Consider the following 25,052-nt stretch of genomic DNA (forward strand, 5'->3'; position numbering starts at 1 on the left):
CCCGGCCGGATCGCAAACCTGGGTGCGGCCGGAACCGCCCGCCGCAGGGCAGGCGTTCGTCGGTGGACGGTTCCGGCCGCTGACCTTTCATCTCGTGTAGTACAGCGCCGGACCCGCCTCCGGCGTCACATCCGCGCGGCACCGCCTCAGAGCGGGTACGTCCGGGCCACCGCGACCAGTTCCGAGCTGTGCGATCCGACGACGCCGACGCCGGGCGGGCGGGGCTGGAAGCCGGGCAGTCCGGCGAGGCCGTCGCTGCCGTCCATCGCCCGCAGCCGCACCGGACCGCCCCCGGCCGGGCGCAACCGCAGCTCGATCTCGATCCCCTCGGCCGGCGGGGCGTGGAACACCACACCGAACGGCTCCGGACCGTCGACCCGGACCTCCCGGCCGGCGACCTGGGCCGAGACGACCTCGGCGGTCGCGGGGTCGACGTGCAGCGCGGCGAACCGTACCGGCCGTTGCGGTACCAGCCGGAGGCGCACGGTACGCAGCCCGGCCTCGGTGACGTCGCCGAGCGGGTCGAGCCGGGGCGGGGGCAGGGTGGCCGGTTCGGCCGGGCCGGCGCGCAGCTCCTCGTCGCCGAAGAACGGGAAGGTGTCGCCGATCCGGGTCGGGCCGTCGACGTACCGGTCGGTCCACGGCTGCGGGTCGGTCTCCTCGCTGAGCCAGCGGGCGGTGCCGGTGTCGGCGTCCAGCGCGTACATCAGGTGGGTCGGCACCGGGTGCCCGGCGTCGAACCGGTCGACCGCCAGGCCGGTACCGGCGCAGAGCACGGCGCCGAGCAGCGCGGCCAGCGCGGGCAGCGCGCCGCGCCGCCGGGCCCGGAGCGCGGCCATCCCGCGCTGACCGCCGGCCGCCGGGTGCAGCAGGTCCACCACCGGCAGCGCGGCCAGCCCGAGCAGCACCGCGAAGAGCGCGCCGACCCCGGCCATCGTCATCCCGAGCGCCGGGAAGAGCAGCACGACGGTGGGGAGCAGCACGAGTACCCCGACCGCCGCGCCGGTGGTCACCGCGACCACCGGCCACGGGCCGTTCCGGGGTACGGCCAGCGCCGCCAGCCCGGCCAGCACGCCGGCCAGGGCCGGCAGGGTGGCCAGGTACGCCCCGCCGGGCGCCACGGCGGCGAGCAGCACCCCGAGTACGGCCAGCCAGCCCAGCCCGCCGACGGCGAGTGCCGCCGGGCCGACACGTCGACGGGTCAGCGCGTACCAGCCGAAGAGCACCGCGGCGGCGAGCGCCAGCACCGCCAGCCGATACCACAGTGGACGGTACGGGTCGAGCAGCGTCGCGTAGCCGGGCCGGATCGCGGTGATCCCGGCCCAGAGCAGTTGCGCCCCGACCGGGGCGAGCACGATCGGCAGCAGCGCCAGCCCGAACCCGGCGGCCAGCCGGGGCCACGAGGCGCGTCCCGTCCGCCGGACGGCCCAGCCGAGTACGCCGACCCCGGCCAGGGCCAGCAGCGCGAGCGGCAGGGTGAGCCAGCCGGGATACCGGGCCAGCCCGCCGGGCAGCGGGAAGTAGGTGGCGTCCCCGTCGGCGTCCAGCCGGGTCAGGTCGACCGCGCCGAACTCCCGGGCCAGCCCGAGCGCGTTCGCCCCGTGCTGTTGCAGGCTGCCCCGGTCGACGTTGGCCGGGGTGTCCAGCGGGGTGTGGTAGAGCGCGGCGCCGTCGATGTAGGCGGCGTTCAGCCCCGTGAAGCCGTGGTCCAGGAAGGCGGTGAAGTCGGTGTCGTTCGGCAGCAGCCGGTAGACCTCGACCGCGAACGAGGTACCCACCGGGTACGGCGCGGCCCGGCCGAAGACCTCCACCAGGCCGGCATTGCGCAGCGAGGTCTCGAACATGATCACCGGACCGGTGCTGCCCCGCGCCTCCAGGTTGAGCACCACGCCCCCGTCGGCGGCCAGCGGATGGTCGGCGGCGAAGGCCGAGGCACCGCAGAGGCAGGCCTCCTCGGCGTCGGTGAAGACCAGTACGACGTCGTTGCGGGGGCGCTCGCCCACGGTCAGCGCGCGGGCCACCTCCAGCAGCGCCGAGGTGCCGGCCCCGTCGTCGTTGCCGCCCGGCCCGACCTGCACCGAGTCGTAGTGGGCGACCAGGAAGACCCGGCCGGTGGGATCGGTGCCGGGGATCCGGGCGATCACGTTGCGTACCCGGGTCAGCGTCGCACCGCCCGAGCCGCCGCTGAGCTGCCCCGCCTCTCCGGCGACGGTGTCCTGCGACTCCGGGCTGAGACCGAGATCACGCAGGGTGCTCTCCAGGTGGCTCCGTACCCGCTCCGCGGCCGGGCTGCCGGCGGGGTGCGTCTCCGCCGCCACCGTCCGCAGGTGCTGGTACGCCCGGTCCGCGCTGAACTCGTCGGCCGGCGCGTCGAGGCCGGCCGGGTCGGGCGTACCCACGCCGAGCACGGTGAGCGCGCCGACCGCCGCCAGCGCGGCCAGGGCGGCCAGCGCCGCCGCCATCCGGCGCCGGGGCCGGGCCAGTGCCCGTTCGGCAGCGGGCAGATCGACGGGGGAGTGGGAGGTGTCGGGGGTGGGCACGGGTGCCTCCAGGGGTCGGCAGCGACTGTCATCATCGCGGTTCGGTCGTCGCCCGCCCGGCCGGGTCACCCTGCTGGCGGCCGGTCGCATAGCGTGATACCCATGTCCACGTACCGAGTGACCGATCCCGTCGCCGTACTGCGCGATTTCGTCGCCCGGGTGGCGCCGTACGACCCCGACCCGGCGGCGGAACCGGTCGGCGTCGTCGACGTCCGCTCCGGCGGCGAGGCCGGGACGATCACGCTCACCCCGCATCTGGCCCGGGCCCTTGCCGAGGCGCTGGCCGGCTACCGGGACCGGGCCGACCGGGGCAGTTGCGCGAGCTGCGGGAGCCGGCGGCTGGACGAGAACCTGCACTGCCTCGACTGCGGCCGGTTACACGGTGTGCTCGGTCAGGTGATCGCGGACCAGGCGGAACGGGTGCGTCGGCGGGACGCTCCCGGATCGGCGGAAGCCCCGAGGTGACGTCCGGGCACCGTGTCGGCGCTACCTGTGTTGTGTGGCAGCGTTGGGTGGTACAGGATCGGCGCGGATTGTCGTCGTGGGCGTGGGCCGGACACGACCCCACGGGAGGCGGAGGACCCCGTGCCGGAGCGGGACGGTCGGGGCGGCGAGGAACGGAGCGAGGAGGCGTCGTGACCGGATGGGTGGGGGCGGCCCGGTGACCGGGTCGTCCGTCGTGCCCGCGCCGTCGTACCCGCACGGCGGGCTCGGGCGGCACGCCAAACTGCCGCCCCGGGAGCGGCTGCGGGTGCTGCTGATCGAGGACGACGACGCCGACGCCTTCCTGGTCGGAGAACTGCTCGCCGAGACCGGCGAGGGGATCGACCTGCTCGTCGCGAACAGCCTGAACGGTGCCCGGTCCAAGATTGCCGGCGTCGACTGCGTACTTCTCGACCTCGGTCTGCCGGACGCGCAGGGCCTGGACGGGCTCCGTCAGGTGCTCGGGATGTCCAGCAACGCCGCCGTCTGCGTGCTGACCGGCCGTTCCGACGAGCACCTCGGCATCGGCGCGGTTGCCGAGGGTGCCCAGGACTACCTGGTCAAGGGCCAGGTCGACGGGGTGCTGCTGGCCCGGGCGCTGCGCTACGCGGTGGAGCGCAAGCGGGCCGACGAGAACACCCGCCGGCTGCGGGAGGTGGAGCTGCGCCAGGCCGAGTCCGCCCGGTTGGAGCGCGGCCTGCTGCCCCAGCCGTTGATCGACACCGACCTGGTGCAGGTGCACCCCTTCTACCGTCCCGGCCGGCACGAGGCGCTGATCGGCGGCGACTTCTACGACGTGGTGCAGACCTCCGCGGACCGGATCGACCTGATCGTCGGCGACGTCTGCGGGCACGGTGTCGACGAGGCGGCGCTCGGCGTCGAGCTGCGGGTCGCCTGGCGGGCCCTGGTGCTCGCCGGGGTGCCCGACGAGCAGGTGCTGCCGGCGCTGGAGCAGGTGCTGATGAGCGAGCGGTCGCGACGGGAGATCTTCGCCACCGTCGCCGCCGTCCGGTTGGACCTGGCCGGCAACCGGGCCACCGTCCGGCTCGCCGGACACCCGCCGCCGCTGCTGCTCGCCGGGGGCCGGGTGGCACCGGTACCGGCCCCGCACGGGCTGCTGCTCGGCGTACGGCCCCGGCCGCCGGTCGCCCACGAGTTCAGCTTCGACACCGAGGACTGGTCATTGTTGATGTACACGGACGGGCTCATCGAGGGCCGGATCGGCGACGGCGACGAGCGGCTGGACGTGCCCGGGCTGAGCGGGCTGGTGGGTGATCCGCGGGCCCGTGGGGTGGGCCTGGGGGAGCTGCCAGGCTGGCTGGTGGAGCGGGCCGAGGAGCACAACGGCGGCCCGCTCTCCGACGACGTGGCGATGCTGCTGGTCAGCCGGGGGGAGGGGCGGTGAAGGCACGGGTTCGGTGGACGCTGCGGCGCCGGGTCGCCGTACTCTGCGTGGTCGTCGGGGTGGTGCTCGGCCTGCTGGCGGTCAGCGCGGCGGTCGTCGCCACCAGCAACCGGCAACACCTGGACACCCTGCTCACCAAGACCGGCCCGCTGCGCACCGACGGTCAGGCGCTGCTCAGCGCACTGGTCGACCAGCAGACCGGGGTACGCGGCTACGCCGTCACCGCGAACGACGCCGACCTGGCGCCGTACCGGGACGGGCTGAAGCGGGAGACGGCGCTGATCGCCTCGATGGACGCCCTGCTGACCGACCAGCCGGAGATCCGCCGCGAGCTGCACACGGTGCGGGAGCACGCCCAGCAGTGGCGGGAGGCGGTGGCCGAGCCGGCGATCGCGCTGACCGTGCGGAGCGGTCCGGAGGCCGCGCAGGCGCATCTGACCGCCCAGACCGGCGCCCGCTTCACCGAGCTGCGCGGCGAGGTGGAGGCGTTGCAGGGGTCGATCCTGGAGCTGCGCAACAGCGTCGCGAGGAACGCCCGGGCGACCGGCAACACCCTGGTACTGCTGCTGATCCTGGCCGCGATCGTGGTGGTGCTGGCCGGGCTGGCGCTGATGACCTCGCTGAACCGGCTGGTCATCGGCCCGGTCACCACGCTGGCGAGCCAGGTGCGGGAGGTGGCCGGCGGGGCGTACCAGCGGGAGATCGAGCAGGTCGGCCCACCGGAGCTGGCCGCGTTGGCCGGCGACATCGACGGGATGCGGCGCCGGATCGCGGCCGACCTGGACGAGGTACGGCAGGCGCGGGAGCGGATCGAGTGGGTCAACAGCCAACTGGAGAAGCAGGCGGAGGAGCTGGTCCGGTCCAACCGTGACCTGGAGCAGTTCGCCTACGTCGCCTCGCACGACCTCCAGGAGCCGCTGCGCAAGGTGGCCAGCTTCTGCCAGCTCCTGCAACGCCGGTACGCGGGCAAGCTCGACGAGCGCGCCGACCAGTACATCGCGTTCGCGGTGGACGGGGCGCAGCGGATGCAGCGGCTGATCAACGACCTGCTGGCCTTCTCCCGGATCGGCCGGCTCACCAGCGGCTTCACCGAGGTGGACCTGAACGCGGTGATGACCGAGGTCGCCGGCCAGACCGAGCCGACCCGCCGGTACGTCGGCGGCGAACTCACCTGGTCGGAGCTGCCGGTCATCCGTGGCGAGGAGACCCTGCTGACCAATCTGCTGGCCAACCTGGTCGGCAACTCGCTCAAGTTCCGCCGCCCGGACGTCGCGCCGAAGGTGCACGTCTCGGCGCGGCGGCTGGGCGACGAGTGGGAGATCAGTTGCCAGGACAACGGGATCGGCATCGAGCCCGAGTTCGCCGACAAGATCTTCGTGATCTTCCAGCGGCTGCACGCCAAGGACGCCTATCCGGGCACCGGGATCGGGCTGGCCATCGTGAAGAAGATCGTCGAATACCACGGTGGCCGGGTCTGGGTCGATCCGGGCGCGGTCGCCGAGGGCACGATGATCCGGTTCACCCTGCCGGCACCGCCGGAGCTGCGGGAGTCGGCCGAGCCGTCCGAGGCCCCGGGTGTGGAGAGGACCGAGTCGACCCCGTCCGCGCCGGACGCCGGGGCGGTGGCCGGGAGCGAGGCCGAGGCCACACCGGCGGGTGAGTCGGCCCGGCCGGCCGGCGACATGAAGCAGACTGTGTGACGGATGAGCGGATCGACGAGGAGGGGCCGATGACGGCACCGGCGGACGGCAAGAGCCCGATCGAGGTGCTGCTGGTCGAGGACGACCCGGGCGACGTGCTGATGACGCAGGAGGCTTTCGAGGAGCACAAGCTGCGCAACCGGCTGACCGTGGTCTCCGACGGCGCGGCGGCGTTGGCCTACCTGCGTCGGGAGGGCGAGTACGCCGATGCCGTACCCCCGGATCTGATCCTGCTGGACCTGAACCTGCCGCGCCGGGACGGCCGGGAGGTGCTGGCCGAGATCAAGCGGGACGAGCAGCTCTGCCGGATCCCGGTGGTGGTGCTGACCACCTCGCAGGCCGACGAGGACATCCTGCGCAGCTACCAGCTGCACGCGAACGCGTACGTGACGAAGCCGGTCGACTTCGACCGGTTCATCTCGGTGGTGCGGCAGATCGACGAGTTCTTCGTCAGCGTCGTGAAGCTTCCGCCGCGTGGCTGACCCCGATTCGCGGCTGGTGGAGGAGGTCGGGGCGCTGCTCCGGCGGGCCGCCGCCGACGCCATCCTGCCCATGTTCCGGCACCTGGCCGACGCCGACGTCTCGGAGAAGGCGCCCGGCGAGGTGGTGACGGTCGCGGACCGCCGGGCCGAGGAGATCATCGGCGCCGAGCTGCGCCGGCTCCGGCCGGACTCCGAGGTGGTCGGTGAGGAGGGGGTGGCGGCCGATCCGGCGGTACTGGACCGGCTGAGCGGGCCGGCCGAGGTGTGGCTGGTCGATCCCCTGGACGGTACGGCCAACTTCGCGGCCGGGCGGGAGCCGTTCGCGGTGATGGTGGCGCGGCGGCGGGCCGGGCGTACCGAGGCGGCCTGGATTCTCGATCCGATGGCGGACCGCCTGCTGGTGGCCAGGGCCGGGGACGGGGCGTACCGGGACGGGGAACCGGTGCGGACCACCGCCGAGCCGCTGGCGGCCCGGTCGCTGCGCGGTGTGGTGGCGACCCGGTTCCTGCCGGTGGAACTCCAGGGGCGGGTGGCCGCCGGGGCGGACCGGATCGGTGCGGTGCTGCATGGACAGCACTGCGCTGGTCAGGAATATGCCGATATTGTGGACAATCGACAGCAGTTCGCGATCTTCTGGCGGACGCTGCCCTGGGACCACGCGCCGGGAGCGCTGCTGGTCGAGGCGGCCGGCGGAGTGGTACGGCGGCTCGACGGCAGCCCGTACGACCCGGCCGACGGCCGGGCCGGGCTGCTGGTGGCCGCCAACGAGTCGATCTGGGACACGGTGCACCACGCCCTGCTGGCCGAGTCCTGACCGGAGCGGTCGAACCGGCCGCGACTCAGCCAGAGATAGCGGTTCGCCGGCTATATTCCGTTTCTTATGATATTGCGGTACCTCGTGCGTGGGCCGACAGCGCGGCCGGCTTCCGGTAGGCTGACCGGCGGTCTCCGCCAGGTGGCACCGCCGAGGGTGCCGGCGGTGGCCGCCGCCGAACGAACCCTTTCCACCTGAACCGCGCCGCGCTCACGTACCGCGTCCGACCCTGCGGTCCGGCGGAGCGCGCGGGGGAGGTGGAAAACGGTTCACTGGTCAGTGTGGACCCTCCGGGGTCGGCGGCCTACGGAAGGAACGGCTTTCGTGCGCACAACGGCCATCGTCCGGCTGCGGCGTCCATTCACGGCGCTGCTCGTCGCCGCCGCGCTCCTCGCCGGCACACCAGCGGCCCTGGTCGGCACCGCCGCCACTCCGGCGGCCGCCGCGCCCAGTTCGCCGGGCGACGAGGGTGGCACCAAGAAGCTCCGGGACGCCCTGGAGTCCGCCTCCAAGGGGCACATCGAGGCGACCGCCAAGCTGAACAGCTCGAAGAAGCGGCAGAGCCAGCTCGGCACGCAGCTCAAGCAGGTCCAGGCCCGGATCGCCACCCTCACCCAGGAGGTGGGGGTGATCGCCGCCGAGACGTACCGCCGGGGCCGGCTCACCCCGATCTCGGCCCTGCTCAACAGCGCCTCGCCGCAGTCGTTCGTGGAGCGGGCCGCCGGGCTCGAAGTGCTGGCCCAGCGCGACGACCGGAAACTGCGCGAGCTGGCCGACGCGCTGGACCAGGCGACCCGGGCGAAGAACGCGATCGACGCCGAGGTCCGCGAGCAGCAGCGGCAGGTCGAGGTCATCGCCCGGAAGAAGAAGGACGCCGAACGCGCCCTGGCCGCCGTCGGCGGCGGCGCGGCCGGCGGGCTGATCAGCGCCAACTCGCCGCTGGCCAAGCCCGCCCCGCGCAACTCCGACGGCTCCTGGCCCAAGGAGTCGTGCAGCATCAAGGACCCGACCACCAGCGGGTGCATCACGCCGCGCACCCTGCACGCGCTCAACCAGGCCAAGGCGAACAACTTCAAGCGGCACGCCTCCTGTCACCGCAGCGGCGGCGGAGGCGAGCACCCCAAGGGGCGCGCCTGCGACTTCTCCGCCGCACCCGGCGGCTTCGAGAACGTCGACGCGAGCGGCGGCGACCGCACCTACGGCAACAACCTGGCCGCCTTCTACGTGAAGAACGCCGACCGGCTCGGCGTGCTCTACGTGATCTGGTACAGGCAGATCTGGATGCCCGGCAACGGGTGGCGGGCGTACAACGGCAACGGTGATCCCGCCTCCGACCATACGAACCACGTTCATCTGTCGATGTTGTAGCCCGAAGCCGCCGGTGGGATGCGTACCATCGCTGCGATGGACTCTTCACCACCTGAGGTGGCGGACACCACCGTCGCCGACGAGCCACCCGGGTCACCGGCCCGGGCCCTGCCGACCGGCCTGGCGGCCACCCTGGTCTTCGTCTCCAGCGGTGCCGTGCTCGTGCTGGAGACGGCGTCGCTGCGGCTCGTCGGCCCGTACGTCGGGGTCACCCTCCAGGTCACCAGTTCGGTGATCGGGGTGGCGCTGGCCGCGATCGCGTACGGCGCCTGGATCGGCGGGTGGCTCGCCGACCGCCGGGACCCGCGCCGGCTGCTCGCCCCGGCACTGGTGCTGGCCGGGATCTGCACCGCGCTGACCCTGCCGATCGTCCGGTACGCCGGCGAGGTGCTGCGCGGCGGTGCCGCCGTCGGCATCCTGCTGCTCACCGCGCTGGCGATCTTCCTGCCGGCGGCCCTGCTCGCCTCGATCACCCCGCTGGTGGTGAAGCTGCAACTCGGTGACCTGCGGCAGACCGGGCAGGTGGTCGGACGGCTCTCCAGCATCGGCACGCTCGGCGCGATCACCGCGACCCTGGGCACCGGCTTCGTGCTGGTCGCCGCCCTGCCGAGTACCGCGATCATCATCAGCCTGGCGGTCCTGCTCGGGGTGACCGGGCTGGTGCTCGCCGGCTACCTGCGCCGGCAGCTCCGCGGCGCGCTGCCGAAGCCGTCCCGGCTCACCGCCGCCGCGGCCGTGCTCGGCCTGGCCGGCGCATCGCTCACCGCCGTCGCACCGACCCCGTGCGACGTGGAGACGGCGTACCACTGCGCCTCGGTCGAGCCGGACCCGGACAACTCCACCGGACGGCTGCTGGTGCTCAACTCGGCCTGGCACTCCTATGTGGACCTGGCCGATCCGGGGCACCTGGAGTTCGAGTACACGAAGTGGATCGGGGCGGTCGCCGACGTGATGGCGCCGGCCCGGGCACCGCTTCAGGCCGTACACCTCGGTGGGGGCGGCTTCACCATGCCGCGCTACCTGACCGCGACCCGGCCCGGCACCCGCAACGAGGTCTACGAGATCGACGGCGAGCTGGTCGAGCTGGGCCGCCGCGAGCTGGATGTGCGAACCGGCCCGGAGCTGCGGGCCCGGGTCGGCGACGCCCGGATGCTGATCGGGGAGCGGGCCGGGCAGAGCGCCGACCTGGTGGTCGGGGACGCGTTCGGGCATCTGGTGGTGCCCTGGCACCTGGCCACCCGGGAGATGGCCGCCGAGGTCCGCCGGGTGATCCGCCCCGGCGGCATCTACGCGCAGAACGTGATCGACCACCCGCCGCTGCGCTTCATCCGGGCCGAGGTCGCCACCGTGGCCGCCGAGTTCCCGCACATCGCCCTGGTCGCACCGCCGGCCGCGCTGGCCGGTTCGCAGGGCGCGAACTTCGTGATCCTCGCCTCCGACCGGCCGCTGCCGGTGCAGGAGGTACGGGAACGCCTGATCACCTCGGCGGAGGAGCCCGTCACCGTGCTCTCCGGCCCCGCGCTCGACGAGTTCGTCGACGACGCGATGGTGCTGACCGACGAGTACGCCCCGGTCGACCAGCTCCTCGCCACCGCCTGACCCGCCACTCAGTTCGTTGTTGGACGGCGCCGTGCCCGGAATCCGTCGACCACCGGCGGAGACGAATCCCCTCCGGCAGGTGTAGCCGGGCGCCGTCCGGGCAAGAGAGATCCTCATGACCGGGTGGGGCAGGTGGGGCGGGTCGCAGCGGCACGGCACGGAGCTGGTCGGTGACCGCTACCGGCTGATCGAGGAACTCGGCGAGGGCGGCATGTCGGTGGTCTGGCGGGGCCACGACGAGGTGCTGGGCCGACCGGTGGCGGTGAAGATGCTCGCCCCGAGGCTCGCCACCGACCGGGCCTTCCGGCACCGGCTGCGCACCGAGGCCCGGGCCGCGGCCCGGCTCTGCCACCCGCACATCACCGGGGTCTACGACTACGGCGAGTCCGTGCGGTACGGCCGGACCGTCCCGTACGTGGTGATGGAACTGGTCGACGGCGAGACGCTGGCGAACTGGCTCGACCGCGAGGGCACCCTGCCCTGGTGGGACGCGGCCGTGCTCGGCGCCCAGGTGGCGGCCGCGCTGGCCACCGCGCACGCCCGCGGAGTGGTGCACCGCGACATCACCCCGGGAAACGTCATGCTCACCGCGATGGGGGCCAAGGTCGTCGACTTCGGGATCTCGGCGCTGGTCGGCGAGCGGGACGGCGACGGCGACGGCGGGCTCTACGGCACCCCCGCGTACGTGGCTCCGGAGCGGCTCAACCTGGGCGAGGTCTGCCCCGCCACCGACGTGTACGCACTCGGCCTGCTGCTCTACCGGGCGATGACCGGCCGGATGCCGTGGCGGGCGTCGACCCGTACCCAGACGCTGCGGGCGCACCTCTACGCCGAGCCGGCGCCGATGCCACCGGTACCGGGGCTGCCGGCCGAGGTGGCGGAACTCGTCGCGAGCTGCCTGGCCAAGGCGCCGGAGGATCGGCCGGAGAGCGCCGAGCTGGCCCGTACCCTGGCCCGGGCGGCCGGGGTGATACTGCCGGTGACGGCCGGTCCGACCCCCGCCACGCCGTCCCGGCAGGCCGAGCCGGACGACCCGGCGCCGGCCGAGCGCCAGCCGGCCGATTCGGCGCACCCGGACACCGCGATGCTGCCCCGGTCGGCGACCGACCCGCTGCCACTGCCGGTCCGGCTGCGCAGGCCGGCGGCGCGGCTCGGCAACCGGGCCCGGGTCGCGGCGGTCGGGGTCGGCCTGCTCGCGGTGAGCGGGGCGGTCTGGGCCGGCGTCGGTGGCGGTTCGGGACCGGCCGGCGGGACGACGAACCTGGCGATGGGTGGCACCGCACCGTGCCGGGTCGACTACGTGCTGCGCGCGGACACCGGCCGGTCGTTCCAGGCCGAGGTCACCGTCACCAACCTGGGCGCCACGGCGGTCCGGGACTGGACGCTGCGCTTCGCCTTCCCGGCCGAGCAGGTGCTCACCCGGCACCCGTCGCCAGAGTCCCGGCAGCAGGGCCGGGAGGTGTTGCTCCGGCCCGCGTCCGGCCCCGAGACGACCCTGCCGGCCGGGGGCGCCACCCGGTTCGGGCTGGTGGGCAGCCATGCAGGCAGCAACCCGCTGCCCGTCGAGTTCCGGCTCGGCGAGACCGCCTGTGCGGCCCGGGTCTCCAGCGTGCCGGGCGAGACCGGCGGTACGGCGGCCGGCAGCGCGGTCGGCGTGGTGGCACCGGCGACCCCGCCTCCGCCGGACCGGCCCGCCGGAAAGCCCGGACCCGCCGCCGGCGCGAAGAACAGCGGCGCGAAGGGTGCCGAGTCCAGGGGTGCCGAGTCCAGGGGTGCCGGGCCGGAAGGTGCCGGATCGAAGGGCAAGGGCCCGGGCAAGCCGCCGAAGGGCAAGGGCCCGAAGTAGGACCGCGACGCCTCCGACTCGGACGACGCCGACGACGAAGACTGAGCCGTGACGCGTCACCGGGTGCCCTGGCTGTGCCGGCCACCCCCTGCCGGTTACTTGTGGGTTGCAGCCACATAGCACGTGCGTGACGTCACTTCTACCGTGGGCCGACGATGCTTCTCCCACCTTCACCCCCACGTGGAGCGATGATGACGGTCCGGACGACGCGGCGGGTACTGGTCACCGCCGCCACGCTGCTGGTAGGGGCGCTGGCCACGACAGCCTGCGGCAGCCCGCAGGAGACCGCGAACGGCGGCGGCGACAGCGCCGCACCGGTCAAGGTCGGTCTGGTCTACTCCCAGTCGGGAGCGTTGGCCAGCTACGGCAAGCAGTACATCGAAGGGTTCCGGGCCGGCCTGGCGTACGCCACCGACGGCACGAACAAGATCGGCGACCGTACGGTAGAGGTGAGCGAGGTCGACGACGCGGGCGACCCCGCCAAGGCGGTCTCGGCGGCGAAGGACCTGATCGGCAAGGGTCACAAGATCCTCGCCGGCTCGACCGCCTCCGGCGTCGCGCTCCAGGTCGCGCCGATCGCCGCGCAGAACAGGGTGCTCTTCATCTCCGGGCCGGCCGCCACCGACGGCGCGACCGGGGTGAACAAGTACACCTTCCGGTCCGGGCGGCAGTCGTACCAGGACGTGCTGACCGCGAAGTCCTTCATCGGCGACGCGGCCGGCAAGAAGGTCGTGGTCTTCGCCCAGGACAGCGCGTTCGGCAAGAGCAACGAGGCGGCGGTCAAGGCGGTCATCGGCGGTGCCGGTGCCACCGTGAGCAGCGTGCTCGCCCCGGCCAGCGCCACCGACTTCACCCCGTTCGCCAGCCAGTTGACGGCGGCCAAGCCGGACCTGCTCTTCGTGGCCTGGGCCGGCACGACGGCCCCGGCGATGTGGCAGACCCTCGACCAGCAGGGCGTACTCGGCTCCACCACCGTGGTCACCGGGCTGGACATCCGGGCCTCCTGGCCGACCTTCGGGGCGGCCGGCACCAAGATCTCCTTCCTGTCGCACTTCTTCGACGGCGCCGCCGACAACCCGGCCGCGCAGGCGGCCAAGCAGGCCGTACCCGCCGGTGTGCTGGACCTCTTCCACCCGGACGGCTTCACCGCCGCCCAGATGGTGGTCCGCGCGGTGCAGGAGGGCGGCGACGACGTCGACAAGATGGTCACCGCGCTGGAGGGCTGGAGCTTCGACGGGGTCAAGGGCAAGCTGACGGTCCGGGCCGAGGACCACGCGCTGCTCCAGCCGATGTTCCAGGCCAGGCTGAGCGGCACCGGCGACGCGATGAAGGCGGAGTCGCAGAAGGTGCTCACCCCGGACGAGACGGCACCGCCGGCCGTGGCGATGAAGGGCTGAGGTGTGCTCGCCACCCGCGACCTGACCTGGCGGATCGGCGAGGTCGCCATCGTCGACGGCGTCGACCTGGAGCTGGCCCCCGGCGAGTTCCTCGGGGTGATCGGCCCCAACGGGGCCGGCAAGACCTCGCTGTTCAACCTGGTCTCCGGCCTGCGCCGGCCCACCGCCGGCCAGGTGCTGCTGGACGGTACGGAGATCAGCGCGCTGCCGCCGTACCGGCGGGCCCGGCTCGGGCTCGGCCGGACCTTCCAGGCGTCCTCGGTCTTCGGCTCGCTGAGCGTGCGGGAGAACGTCCGACTGGCCGTACAGGCGCACCGGGGTGGCTCGATGAAGCTGTGGCGGCGGGCGGCGGCCGACCGGGAGGTGGTCGCCGCCGCCGACGCGGCACTGGACCGGGTCGGTCTGGCGCACCGGGCCGACGCGCTGGCCGGCACCCTCGCACACGGCGAGAAGCGGAAGCTGGAGATCGCGCTGCTGCTGGCCGGCGAGCCGAGGGTGATGCTGCTCGACGAGCCGATGGCTGGGGTGAGCGCCGAGGACGTACCGGAGCTGGTCGCGGTGATCCGGTCGTTGACCGGCGACAGTGACCGGGCCGTACTCATGGTGGAACACCACATGGACGTGATCCTCGGGCTCGCCGACCGGATCGCGGTGATGCACCACGGCGCGTTGCTCGCCTGTGACGTCCCGGCGACCGTGATGGCCAACCCGGTGGTGCAGGAGGCGTACCTAGGTGAGTCGTTGTGAGTGAGAGTCCGATCCTGGCCGTCGCCGACCTGTCGGTACGGATCGCCGGGCTGCACATTTTGCAGGGCGTCTCCTTCACCGTGGCACCGAGCGGGGTGACCGTGCTGCTCGGCCGCAACGGGGTCGGCAAGACGACCACGCTGCGGGCGATCCTCGGGCTGACCCCGCGCGGCGGCGAGGTACGCGGCACGGTGCGCATCGGCGACCGGTCCCTGGCCGGCGAGCCGACCCACCGGCTGGTCCGGGACGGCCTCGGCTACGTACCCGAGGACCGGTGCGTCTTCGCCGGCCTCACCGTCGCCGAGAACCTGCGGCTCGCCGAGCGGCGTGGCGGCACCCCGGCGTACGACCGGGTCTTCGAGCTTTTTCCGGAGCTGAAGCGGCGCGGCCGGCAGCGGGCCGGCTCGCTCTCCGGCGGTCAGCAGCAGATGCTGGCGATCGGCCGGGTGCTGCTCAACGACAACCGGCTGCTGCTGGTCGACGAGCCGACCAAGGGGCTGGCGCCGAAGGTGGTCACCGAGGTGGCCGAGGTGCTGGAGCGGGTCGCGGTCGCCGTGCCGGTACTGCTGGTCGAACAGAACCTCGCGGTGGTACGCCGGCTGGCCAGCGACGCGGTGGTGCTCGCCGCCGGCCGGGTCGCCTGGTCCGGCGCCGCCGCCGAACTGCTGCGGGAGGCGGAGTTGACCAGATCCCTGCTCGGGGTCGGCGTGGCCGGCGAGCCGCACGGCGCACCGGCCGGCGAGCCGGGTGCCGCCCGGGAGGTGCCGGCCGGATGAGCACGATCGTGCTGCTGACGCTGACCGGGCTGGGCCTGGCCGCGCTCTACTTCCTGGTCGCCTCCGGGCTCTCCCTGGTGTTCGGCCTGGCCGACGTGCTCAACTTCGCGCACGGGCTCTTCCTCTCCGTCGGGGCGTACGCCACCTGGTGGGCGGCGGGGAACCTGCCCGGTGCCGGCCCGTCCGGCTTCGGCTTCGTCCTCGCGGTCGCGTTCGGCGTCGTCGCCGGTGCGGTGGTCGGGATCGCGGTCGAACTGGTGATGATCCGCCCGCTCTACTCCCGCACCATCGAACAGGTGCTGGTCACGGTCGGGCTCTCGCTGGCCGGGGTGGCACTGCTCCAGGCGACCTGGGGTGCGGACCCGCGACCCTTCCCGCGCCCGGACTGGACCCAGCGGGTCACCTCGGTCCTCGGCGCCAAGGTGCCGAACTCCGGCCTGCTGCTGATCCTCGCCGCCGCGCTGGTGCTGGCCGCACTGCTCGGCTTCCTCCGCTACACCCGCTACGGCCTGGTGATCCGGGCCGGGGTGGAGAACCGGGAGATGGTCACCGCGCTCGGCATCGACGTACGGAAGGCGTTCACCCTGGTCTTCGCGATCGGTGGGGCGGCTGCCGCGCTGGCCGGGGCGCTCGGCGGGGTCTACTTCGGATCGGTCTCGCCGAGCCAGGGCGGCTCACTGCTGATCTTCGCCTTCATCGTGGTGGTGATCGGCGGGATGGGTTCGGTCGTCGGGTCCGCGTACGCCGCCGTCGCCGTGGGACTGCTCCAGCAGTTCGTCAACTACTACGGCACCTCCGGGGCCGGAGACATCTGCGTGGTCGCGCTGCTGGCGGTCGTGCTGCTGCTCCGCCCGCAGGGCATCGCCGGAAGGGCGGCGACGACGTGACCGCGCCGAGCGAGGGAACGGGCATGACCGGGTTGAAGACGGCGGCGGCGGACAACCCGCCGGCCGCACCGCCGACCGCCGGTGCCGCGCCGGCACCCCGCCGGGACCGGCGGTCGGCCCTGCGGACCTGGTCACCACTGCTGGTACTGCTGCTCTTCGCGGTACTGCCGTACTCGACGGTCTCCGTACCGGGGGTCTTCGACGGGCCGCTCAACGGGCCGGGAACGCTGCAACTGCTCGCCATCTGCCTGGTCTTCGGTGGCCTGGCCGCCGGCTACGACCTGCTCTTCGGCCGGACCGGCATGCTCTCCTTCGGGCACGCCCTCTATTTCGCGGCCGGCGTCTACGGCACCGACATCCTGGTCACCCGGGCCGGGCTGCCGCTGTGGCAGGCGGTACTGCTGACCCTGGTCGGCGGCACCGTACTGGCCGGGCTGCTCGGCGCGATCGCGTTGCGTACCGCCGGGATCGCGTTCGCCATGGTGACGCTGGCGTTCGCCCAGGTCGGCGCGATCCTGGTGGCCCGGGACTTCGGCGGGCTCACCGGCGGCGAGGAGGGACTGTCGCTGGACGTGTCGGGGCTGCCGGCGATGCTGGTCGGGGTCGGCAACACCGTCAACCTGTACTGGCTGGCGCTCGCCTATCTGGCCCTGGTCGTCTTCGTGGTGCACCGGGTTGCCGGCTCGCCCACCGGTCGGGTACTCGCCGGGCTGCGCGACGACGAGCGGCGGATCGCGGTACTCGGACTCGACCCGTACCGGTTCAAGTTGCTCGCCTTCACCCTGGCCGGCGGGCTCGCCACCGCAGGCGGGGCGATCTACTGCCTGCTGGTCGGCGGCGCCTCGCCGCACGTGACCTCCTCCGAGCTGACGCTGTCGCTGCTGGTCATGGTGGTGCTGGGCGGACCGGGTACCCGGTGGGGCCCGGTGCTCGGCGGCATGCTCTACATGTATCTCGACCACCGGCTGACCGCCTTCGGCACCTCCTCGGCGGTGGACTCGCTGCCCGGCGTGCTGAGCGCCCCGCTGTCGCAGCCGCTCTTCGTGCTCGGCACGGTCTTCATCCTGGCCGTCTACTTCTTCCCCGGCGGCCTGGCCAGCCTCTCCACCCGGCTGGCCCCCCTCCTGACCCCCCTCCGCGCCGCCCTACCCACCCGCCCCCGCACACCCCGCTGACCCTTCCGTTGATCCCGTAGCGTCCGGCCGGCCACGGCGAGCCGGACGCTACGGGATCACGAGTCGGCGAGGGGGCAGGTGGGGGTGCAGGGGCGGGGGTGGGCGGACCAGCCGTTGCGACGGAGGACGTCGGCGACCTGGCCGGCCACGCCGCACGGGTTGTCGGTGGTGTCCGTCCAGCCGTACCGCAGGGTGGTCTCGCCGCCGGCCGCTGCCGCGTTGTCCCGGTGCGCGTCCCGCCACCGCCGGTCGGCCGGATGTGCGGCCCGGCCATCCAGTTCGACCCGGACCCGGTAGTCGGGGTAGTGGACGTCGTCGTACCACCGTCCGCCACTCCGGGTCCGGGCGGCCTGGCGGATCCCGGCCGGCAGCCCGTGGGCCCGTTCAACGTTTCGCAGGTAGCGCAGCTCCAGCAACGAATGGCAGCCGTCCGCGATGTCGACGAGTGCCGCCTGCAACTCTGGCCGCCAGCGCAGCTTCGCCCGCTGCCGCATCGCTCGGGCGATCCGGTGCGGCGGGCTCAGACGCCGGCCGATGGCCCGGGCCAGCCAGCCCAGCGCCTCGTCGAGGCTGGTGGCCTGCTGGGTCAGGTCCAGCACGGTCTCCTCGACCCGGGTCTGCGGCGGCGATCGGGTCGGATGCCGAGCCGCCTCGGGCGCGGCCCGCAGGTGTACCGCCACCCCCGGGATCCGCCGAATCCGCCGTTCACCGGGAACGATCAGGTGGACGGTGCAGAGGCGCCGGTCGGTCAGGCCCTGCAACTCGGCTGCGGTGTGGTGGCTCAACATCGCGCCTCGGCCGGCACGCAGGAGCGCGGCCCACAGCACTGCCTCCCGGGGTGGCGGGCCGGAGAAGGTGGCGAAGACCCGTCCGGCCATCGGCCGCCAGCGACCGGTACGCACCCGGTGCTCGACCTGCGCCTTGGTCAGCCCGCAGGCGTACGCCTGCTGCCGGCTGAGCACCCCGCACTGGCCCCGCACCAACTCCTCGAACCCTCGCACCAACTCCTCGAACATGCCCACCGACCCTGCCCCCGACCCCGACCCTTCGCCACCCCACCCACCCGCACCTGTGGACAACCCCCACCACCATCCACAGGCTCGATTTCCGTGATTCCGTAGCGTCCGGCTCGCCGTGGCCGGCCGGACGCTACGGGATCACGGGACCGGGGCCGGGGGTGGGTGGTGCCGTCCGAGTCGTGGATGGCGCGCGATGTGGCGGGTAGCGTGGCTCGCCGGTCCGGGCGGACGACCCGGGGCCGTGGCGTTCCGCGCCGGGCCGCTGGGAAATCTGACCCGGTCCGCGCCGTGGGCACGACGGGAGGCGGGGAAACGGATGCCGGAAAGACTTGCGGTGGTCAGCGGCGGCGCGACCGGAATCGGCGCGGCGATCGCCGAGGGCATGGCCGAGGACGGGTACGACGTCATCGTGGTCGGCCGCCGGGCCGAACCGCTGGTGCAGACCGCCGCCCGGATCGGGGCGCGGCTCGGTCGGCCGGGCTCGGTCGAGGCGGTGCCGGCGGACCTGACCGACCCGGCGCAACTGGCCCTGGTCACCGAGGCGGTCGGCGGACGCGTCGTCGACGTGGTGGTGAACAACGCGGGCGGTTACCTCGGCGGCGATTCGTCCACACTGGAGGCTGTGGCCGCGCGGTGGCGGGCAAACCTCGACAGCAACGTGCTCACCGCCGTACTGCTGACCGAGGCGCTCCGGCCGGCACTGCGCCGGCCCGGTGGCCGGGTGGTGCTGCTCAGCTCGATCGCCGCGCAGCGGGGCGGCGGCGGGGCGTACTCGGCGGCGAAGGCGGCGCTGCACGGCTGGGCGTACGACCTCGCCCAGGAACTCGGGCCGGAACAGATCACTGTCAACGTGGTGAGCCCCGGCTACGTCGTCGACACCGAGTTCTTCGGTGACCGGATGACGCCGGAGGGGCACCAGCGGCGGGTCGACGCGACCCTGGTGGGACGGGCCGGCGAGCCGGCCGACATCGCGGCGGCGGTCAGATACCTCGCCAGCCCGGCCGCCGGCTACGTGACCGGTCAGGTGCTCGGAGTGAACGGCGGATCGGTCTTCGGCCGCTGACCCGGCCGGGGAGCAGCCGACCTCTCTGTCCCGGCCCGGCGGACGCGTCCCGGCCCGGCGGACGCGTACGGGCCGGGTGGTGTCCCCCGTGGCCACCACCCGGCCCGCAGGCCCCGCTACGGTCAGCCGTTGAGCAGCTCGTACGCCAGCGCTGGCGCGTTCTGCGCCTGCCCGCCCGCCGGTGCGGCGACCTTCGGCGCGCTGCCGAAGTCCCGGTAGTTCACGACATACTGGAACGCCTTGGCGCTGCCGGCCGCCGGCACGTCGAGGGTGAGCGAGGTCAGCCGCTGCTCACCGTCGACCGTCGCGGTGAACGGCACCTGCTTCGCGGCCTCGCCGAGCGGAGTCATCTGCTCCGCCGTCAGCACCTTCGCCGCCTCCCCGGAGGTGAGGTCGATGCTGCCCGAGTACTTGCCGCTGCCGTCGTCGGTGACGGAGGTGGCCGCCTGGAGCAGCGGGCCGGCGTTGCCCGGGTCGGTCCCCTCGTACTTCGGCACGTTCTCCGTGTCGGTGAGCTTCGCGAGGTCCAGCTTCAGCCACTTGTTGGGGAGCTTGGGCAGCCCGGTCAGCCCTTCGGCGCCGGTGAAGGAGATCTTCGTCCAGGTGTCCTCGCCGACGACTCGGAAGGCGATGGTGGTGGTGAAGCCGTGCTCCGGATCCTTGATCGCGGTGGAGAGCTCCAGTCCCTTCGCCGCCGGGTCCACCGAGCCGGAGACGTCGTCCGTACCGTCCTTGCCGCTGAACCGGAACGGTCCCTCGCTGCCGTCCGGCACCGTCTCCAGCAGCGTCTGCTTGGCCGTGACGGTCGCCACTTCCTCCTTCAGCTTGCCGCAGCCGCCCAGCAGGACCGCCACGCCGAGCAGTGCGGCCGTCGGGCCGGCGGTACGCCGGACCCAGCGTGCTGCGCGGATATCTCTGTTCATTGCTTTCCCTTCACCGGGGGCCGTAGTTCGACGCCGGAAATGTTGCCCCCCGGGACTGCCGTCGTACTGACCAGTCACTGCGTAGCCGCACCCGAGCACTGCCGTTATGCTGCCGTCGGACTGCCGTGCGCTGGTCCGCGAGCAGCCGGGGGGTGATGGGCGCATGGTGGAGGCGGTGCGCTTCGAGATCCTCGGACCGTTGCGCGCCTGGCACGCCGACCGCGAACTCGAACTCGGGCCGGGTAAGCAACGGGCCGTGTTGACCGTGTTGCTGCTGCACGCGGGGCGCCCGGTCCCGACCGGTCGGATCGTCGACGCGGTGTGGGCCGAGGAGCCCCCGGCGAACGGGCCCAACGTGGTGCAGAAGTACGTCGCCGGGCTCCGCCGGGTGCTGGAGCCGGACCGGTCGCCGCGCACCCCGGGACAGGTGTTGAGCCTGACCGACGCCGGCTATCTGCTGCGGGTCGACCGGGACGACGTCGACGCCCTGCGGTTCGAGCGGGCGACCCGGCAGGCGACGGCGGCCCGGGACGCCGGCCGGCGGCAGGAGGCGGCGGCCGGGCTGCGCGCCGCGCTCGACCTCTGGCGGGGCGAGCCGCTTCCCGGCCTGACCGGGCCGTTCTTCGACTCCGCCCGGCACCGGCTGGTGGAGATGCGTACCGGCGCCCTGGAGGTCTGGGCCGAACTCGAGTTGCGACTGGGCCACCATCACGAGCTGGTCGGCGAGCTGGCCCGACTGGTCGCCGAGTTCCCGGTACGGGAGCGGCTGCGCGGCCTGCTGATGCTGGCGCTCTACCGGGAGGGACGGCAGGCGGAGGCGCTCAACACGTTCCGCGAGGTGCGTACCCTGCTCCGCGACGAGCACGGGCTGGAGCCCGGTGAGCAGCTCCAGGAGTTGCACCGCCGGATCCTGCGCTCCGACCCGACGCTGGCCGTCCCCGACCCGGCCGCGCGTCCCGCGCCACCGCAGGCCACCCCGACCGCGACCGAGCGGCGCACCGCCGACCCGTCACCGGCCCCCGCCGCCGACCCGGTTCCGGTTCCGGTTCCGGCTCCGGCTCCGCAGACTCTCCCGGACGGCTGGTCCCCGGCGGCCGGGACGCCGCCCCGGTCGCCCGAGCCGGCGACACCCGCCCCGGCCGGACCCGGACCCGGCACGCCGGCCGGACCCGCCGAGGCGGCCGGACCCGGCACGCCGGCTGATCGGCTCGCGCCGGTCCAGTCCGCGGCACCGGCGGCACCGGCTCCGGGTACGCCGCCGGTTCCCGTTGCGGTGCCCCCGCCGGTGTTGCTGCCACCGCCGCTGCTGCCGATCGCCCCACCGCCGGGAGCCGGCGAGCAGGGTGGGCGGCGCTGGCCCAGCACCGTCGGCACCGTACTCGGCGCCGTCGGCATCCTGCTCACCTTCGGGCTCCTCACCTGGCTGGTCGTCTTCGTCTACGCCTGGCGGCGGCGCAGCAGGTGGCTGGTGGCGGCCGGCGTCGGGTACCTCGCGATGGTGGTCGGATTCGTCCTCGGGATGGAGAGCGGCGATCCGGACCCGGCGGCTCCGGCGAGCACCGGCCAGATGTTCGCGATCCTCGGCCTCTTCCTGGTGAACTGGCTCGGCGGCATCCTGCACGTGATCCTGCTCAACCGTGGCGTGCAGGGCGTACTCGGCGGCGGGCGGCGCCAGCGCGTCCCGGCGGTCCCGCGCGGCGCCACCGACCAGCGGGTACGCCGGGAGCATGCCCGGTACCTGCTCTACCACTACCCGACGGCCCGTACCGAGCTGCGGATCGGTCGGCCGGACCTGCCGCGCAACTTCGACGACGGTGGTCTGATCGACATCAACGCCGTCGGTGAACACGTCGTACTCGGGCTGCCCGGACCGTCCCCGGAGCAGAGCCGGCACATCCTGGTGGACCGCCTGGTACGCGGGCCGTACGCCTCGATGGAGGAGTTGGTCGCACGCTGCCTGCTGCCGATGGACGTGGCCGACTCGCTCCGCGAGGTGCTCGTCTTCCTGCCCCCGCTCGGCCAGCCCGCCACCGCCGAGCGGGACGCCTGACTCCTCCGGTCAGGCCGCCGGGCCGGGGCGGGCCGGTCGGCAACGGTGCTCGGCGGGGTCGTCGGCCGTACCGCAGTGGAAGACCTCGACCGGTTCGGTGTCGACGTCGGTCACCCGGTCGACCCGGACCAGGGAGAGCCGCTTCGCCACCGGCTCGCCCGAGTCGGCCGCGAACCGGATCAGGCCGCTGACCCCCGGGTAGCCGTTCTCGGCGTTCTGCCGCAGCACCTCGGTGTGCACGCCGGCCGGGTTGACGGCCCGGGGATCCCAGGTCTGGCGCGGACTGCCGTGCCGCAGCCGGGCGGCCAGGCTCTCCACCGCCCGGACCACCATGGTCGCGGCGTCGTAGGCGAGACTGACCCGTTCCCCGACCTGGGCGCTCGGGCCGCCGTCCCGGCAGCGGGGTGGGGCGAGCAGGTCGTCGGCCTGGATCCAGGAGAGGAAGCTGCCGCGTACGTCGTCACGCTGGTCCCGGGCCGTACGCAGCGAGGCGCAGGTGGCCAGGGCCGCTTTCGAGACGTACGTGACCGGGAGGTTGCCGGGTGCGCTGGCCCGTAGCGCCGGATTCGCCATGTACCGGTTCACCGAGTCGTCGCCGACCAGGTGCCGGGGCGGGTTCGGGCCGCACTCCTTGAGCGCCCGGAGGAAGCCGTCGAACTCGGACCACCGGCCGGCGAAGACCAGCACGCCGGAGTAGCCGCACTCCTGGGTCATCCGCTGGCCGGTACGCCACTCCTCGACCCGGGTCAGCCGGTCGCCGAACCGCTGGCGCAGGTCGGCGACCAGGGTGCCGACGTAGAGGTCCTCGGTCAGCGAGCTGTTCTCCCCGGTGGTGTAGTAGACGTGCGCTCCGTCGACCCGGAGCACCTGGCGGGCGTACTCCTCGATCAGCGCGACCTGGTCCCGGTTGGGTGCGGAGATCTGGAGATAGAGCCTGGAGTTCTCGTGCATGCCGTCGGCGGAGAGCGTCGGCGCCAGCGCCGGCAGGCCGATCCGGTTGAGTTCCCGCAGCGCCGCCGCGGTGCTGGTCCGGCTCTCCACCAGCCCGACCACGCCGAGCACGGTCGGGTCCTCCCGGACGAGTCCTTCGAGCATCGCCACCGCCCGGCCGGCGTGCCGCATCTGCTGTCCGGCGTTCGCGACCACCACCCGGAGCAGCGCGGCACCGTCGGCGCCGGCCGACTCGCGCAGCAGCGCGTACTGGGCGGTCGCCATCCCCTCCAGTTCCTCCCGCTCGGAGACGTACGACTCCTCGTCGGCCCGGGTCCGGTTCCCGGTCAGCGTGCCGAGGTAGACCAGGGTGACCAGCGGGCGGCGTTGCGCGCTGCGCTGCCAGACCTGTTCGGCGGCGGCGTTCTGGGCGAAGATCCGGCGCTGCACCGCCCGGAGCCGGTCCTGCCCCGGGTCGCGGTTGAAGACGTGCCCGGCCGTGTCGCTGTAGCCGACGCACTCGCCGCCGACCAGCTCCACCGAGACCGCGCCGTCGAACGGCCGGGGATGGCAGTCCAGGTTCCAGCGCGAACTCGCCCAGAGCCCGGCGGCGGCGACCAGCAGCAGCGCGAGCGCGCCGGGCAGGAACCGGCGACTCCACCACGGCGGGCCCGGCGGGGTGAAGTTGAGCAGTCCGCCCCTCGGCTCCGAGCCCGCGCTCGGGTCGCCGAGCAGCAGGGCGATCAGCCAGGCGGCCGGCCGGCGCAGCCGGCGGGTCTCCGGCAGCACGTCCACCCATTCGTCGTACGCCTCCTCGGCGTCGACCAGGGCGTACGGCTCGGGCAGCTCCGGCGGTGGCTCGGCGCCGGCCGCGACCACCAGCAGCGGGTCGTTGCGGCCGGTCTCGTTGCGGACGTCGTTGACCAGCCGGACCAGGGTGTGCCCCGGATCGCCGGTGCCCACGTTGTTCAGCAGCAGCACCGGGTACGCCGTCCGCCGCCAGCTCGACGGCCGCCAGAGCCGGCGCCGGTACGCCTGCCGCAGGTCCTCCAGGAACGCGTGCACGAGCAGCTTGTTCACCTGGTCCGGCTGTTCCCCGTCCCGCCAGCCGGCGGTGAGCCGTTCGGCGAAGCCGAGGAAGGTCACCGACTGCCGGGGCGCCAGGTACTGCTGCCGCATGAACCACCGGTAGTGCGGCCCGAGCAGCGGCACCCGACCCGAGACCGCAACCCGGAACACGGCGCTCGGGATCGCCCGGCGGACCAGCCAGAACGCGAGCTGGTACGCGGTGGAGAAGAGGTCGCCGTCGCCGGCACCCGCCGGGTCGCCGCCCGGCCGGGCGCCGCGCCGGTCCCGGAGCTGTCGGGCCAGGGCCGGCCGGCGGTCCTCGCCCGCCTCCGCCGACTCCGGTGCGGGCTGGTGCAGCAGCCAGTCAGCCAGCGGGTAGTGCCGGAACCGCAGCCGCTCGCCGCCGAACGCCTCCAGGGAGAGCTGCCGGTGCACCTCGCGCAGTTCGCCGGCGATGTCGGTGGCGGTCAGCTCGGCCAGGTCGAGGACAGCGTGCGGGATCCGCCGCCGCTGACCCCGGCCGAGTACCCGGCGCAGCAGGGCGATCAGGTCCGGCGAGGCCGCCGAGCGGACCAGCCAGACCAGCGGCAGCCGCCGGTCTCCCCGGCGCGGCCGGCGCACCAGCCGGGCCAGCAGGGCGAGGAACTCCGAACCCCCGGACGGCAGCCGTTCCCGTCCCGAGGTCGGCTGTCCCTGGCTCGCGACCGAACGCATGCGCACCTCCTGGCGTTGCTATGCGTGTTGCACAGATCACCACAGTGTCCCGGGCGCCGACAAGGC

The 25,052-nt window shown here is 73.6% G+C and carries 19 protein-coding genes; 15 read left to right on the plus strand and 4 right to left on the minus strand.

Annotated features, from left to right (window positions below; genetic code table 11):
* Window positions 1-146: 146 nt before the first annotated feature.
* A complete protein-coding gene (locus V1634_RS01840) occupies window positions 147-2,462 on the minus strand; it encodes a M28 family peptidase (protein ID WP_331206111.1) in 2,316 nt (771 codons plus the stop codon).
* A gap of 180 nt (window positions 2,463-2,642) precedes the next feature.
* On the opposite strand from V1634_RS01840, the gene V1634_RS01845 reads away from it, so the two are divergent.
* From V1634_RS01845 to V1634_RS01905, 13 genes are all read left to right on the plus strand, one after another.
* The gene (locus V1634_RS01845; protein WP_331205949.1) at window positions 2,643-3,005 is read left to right on the plus strand and encodes a hypothetical protein; all 363 of its coding nucleotides are present in this window, start codon (window positions 2,643-2,645) and stop codon (window positions 3,003-3,005) included.
* A 178-nt stretch (window positions 3,006-3,183) separates the two neighbouring features.
* On the plus strand, window positions 3,184-4,428 hold the full coding sequence (locus V1634_RS01850) for a PP2C family protein-serine/threonine phosphatase (RefSeq protein ID WP_407951694.1): 1,245 nt from the start codon (window positions 3,184-3,186) through the stop codon (window positions 4,426-4,428).
* Entirely contained in the window at window positions 4,425-6,128 is a 1,704-nt protein-coding gene (locus tag V1634_RS01855; RefSeq protein WP_331205951.1) for a sensor histidine kinase, read from the plus strand. The genes V1634_RS01850 and V1634_RS01855 overlap by 4 nt, the downstream gene beginning before the upstream one ends.
* Window positions 6,129-6,157: 29 nt before the next feature.
* On the plus strand, window positions 6,158-6,610 hold the full coding sequence (locus tag V1634_RS01860; protein WP_331206112.1) for a response regulator: 453 nt from the start codon (window positions 6,158-6,160) through the stop codon (window positions 6,608-6,610).
* Window positions 6,603-7,424: an inositol monophosphatase family protein gene (locus V1634_RS01865; protein WP_331205952.1), complete on the plus strand. Its 822-nt coding sequence runs from the start codon at window positions 6,603-6,605 to the stop codon at window positions 7,422-7,424. The genes V1634_RS01860 and V1634_RS01865 overlap by 8 nt, the downstream gene beginning before the upstream one ends.
* Window positions 7,425-7,748: 324 nt before the next feature.
* Entirely contained in the window at window positions 7,749-8,792 is a 1,044-nt protein-coding gene (locus V1634_RS01870) for a coiled-coil domain-containing protein (protein ID WP_407951695.1), read from the plus strand.
* Between the two features lie 36 nt (window positions 8,793-8,828).
* On the plus strand, window positions 8,829-10,391 hold the full coding sequence (locus V1634_RS01875; RefSeq protein ID WP_331205953.1) for a fused MFS/spermidine synthase: 1,563 nt from the start codon (window positions 8,829-8,831) through the stop codon (window positions 10,389-10,391).
* Window positions 10,392-10,506: 115 nt separating this feature from the next.
* Window positions 10,507-12,237 (plus strand): protein kinase domain-containing protein, encoded by a 1,731-nt coding sequence (locus tag V1634_RS01880; protein WP_331205954.1) that lies wholly within the window; start codon window positions 10,507-10,509, stop codon window positions 12,235-12,237.
* Window positions 12,238-12,428: 191 nt separating this feature from the next.
* Window positions 12,429-13,634, plus strand: a complete 1,206-nt coding sequence (locus V1634_RS01885) for a substrate-binding domain-containing protein (protein WP_331205955.1) — start codon at window positions 12,429-12,431, stop codon at window positions 13,632-13,634.
* 3 nt (window positions 13,635-13,637) lie between these two features.
* Complete coding sequence (locus tag V1634_RS01890) at window positions 13,638-14,381, plus strand: ABC transporter ATP-binding protein (RefSeq protein ID WP_331205956.1); 744 nt, start codon at window positions 13,638-13,640, stop codon at window positions 14,379-14,381.
* The gene (locus V1634_RS01895; protein WP_331205957.1) at window positions 14,378-15,157 is read left to right on the plus strand and encodes an ABC transporter ATP-binding protein; all 780 of its coding nucleotides are present in this window, start codon (window positions 14,378-14,380) and stop codon (window positions 15,155-15,157) included. The genes V1634_RS01890 and V1634_RS01895 overlap by 4 nt, the downstream gene beginning before the upstream one ends.
* Window positions 15,154-16,044: a branched-chain amino acid ABC transporter permease gene (locus V1634_RS01900; RefSeq protein WP_331205958.1), complete on the plus strand. Its 891-nt coding sequence runs from the start codon at window positions 15,154-15,156 to the stop codon at window positions 16,042-16,044. The genes V1634_RS01895 and V1634_RS01900 overlap by 4 nt, the downstream gene beginning before the upstream one ends.
* A 23-nt stretch (window positions 16,045-16,067) precedes the next feature.
* Complete coding sequence (locus V1634_RS01905) at window positions 16,068-17,219, plus strand: branched-chain amino acid ABC transporter permease (protein ID WP_331205959.1); 1,152 nt, start codon at window positions 16,068-16,070, stop codon at window positions 17,217-17,219.
* A gap of 56 nt (window positions 17,220-17,275) precedes the next feature.
* Here the strand turns inward: V1634_RS01905 and V1634_RS01910 are convergent, their stop codons facing one another.
* The gene (locus V1634_RS01910) at window positions 17,276-18,235 is read right to left on the minus strand and encodes a hypothetical protein (RefSeq protein WP_331205960.1); all 960 of its coding nucleotides are present in this window, start codon (window positions 18,233-18,235) and stop codon (window positions 17,276-17,278) included.
* Window positions 18,236-18,554: 319 nt separating this feature from the next.
* Between V1634_RS01910 and V1634_RS01915 the strand changes: the two genes are divergently transcribed.
* On the plus strand, window positions 18,555-19,301 hold the full coding sequence (locus tag V1634_RS01915) for an SDR family NAD(P)-dependent oxidoreductase (protein ID WP_331205961.1): 747 nt from the start codon (window positions 18,555-18,557) through the stop codon (window positions 19,299-19,301).
* Between the two features lie 122 nt (window positions 19,302-19,423).
* On the opposite strand, the gene V1634_RS01920 is transcribed toward V1634_RS01915, so the two are convergent.
* Window positions 19,424-20,224 (minus strand): hypothetical protein, encoded by an 801-nt coding sequence (locus V1634_RS01920; RefSeq protein ID WP_331205962.1) that lies wholly within the window; start codon window positions 20,222-20,224, stop codon window positions 19,424-19,426.
* A gap of 163 nt (window positions 20,225-20,387) precedes the next feature.
* On the opposite strand from V1634_RS01920, the gene V1634_RS01925 reads away from it, so the two are divergent.
* Window positions 20,388-22,274 carry an AfsR/SARP family transcriptional regulator gene (locus V1634_RS01925; RefSeq protein WP_331205963.1) on the plus strand — a complete coding sequence of 629 codons (1,887 nt, stop codon included), beginning with the start codon at window positions 20,388-20,390 and terminating at the stop codon, window positions 22,272-22,274.
* 9 nt (window positions 22,275-22,283) lie between these two features.
* Here V1634_RS01925 and V1634_RS01930 read toward each other — a convergent pair whose 3' ends face one another.
* Window positions 22,284-24,986, minus strand: coding sequence for a type 1 periplasmic-binding domain-containing protein (locus V1634_RS01930; RefSeq protein WP_331205964.1), 2,703 nt, complete (start codon window positions 24,984-24,986; stop codon window positions 22,284-22,286).
* Between the last annotated feature and the right edge of the window lie 66 nt (window positions 24,987-25,052).

The organism is Plantactinospora veratri (assembly GCF_036421995.1).
In the GTDB taxonomy this organism is placed as follows: Bacteria; Actinomycetota; Actinomycetes; order Mycobacteriales; family Micromonosporaceae; genus Plantactinospora; species Plantactinospora veratri.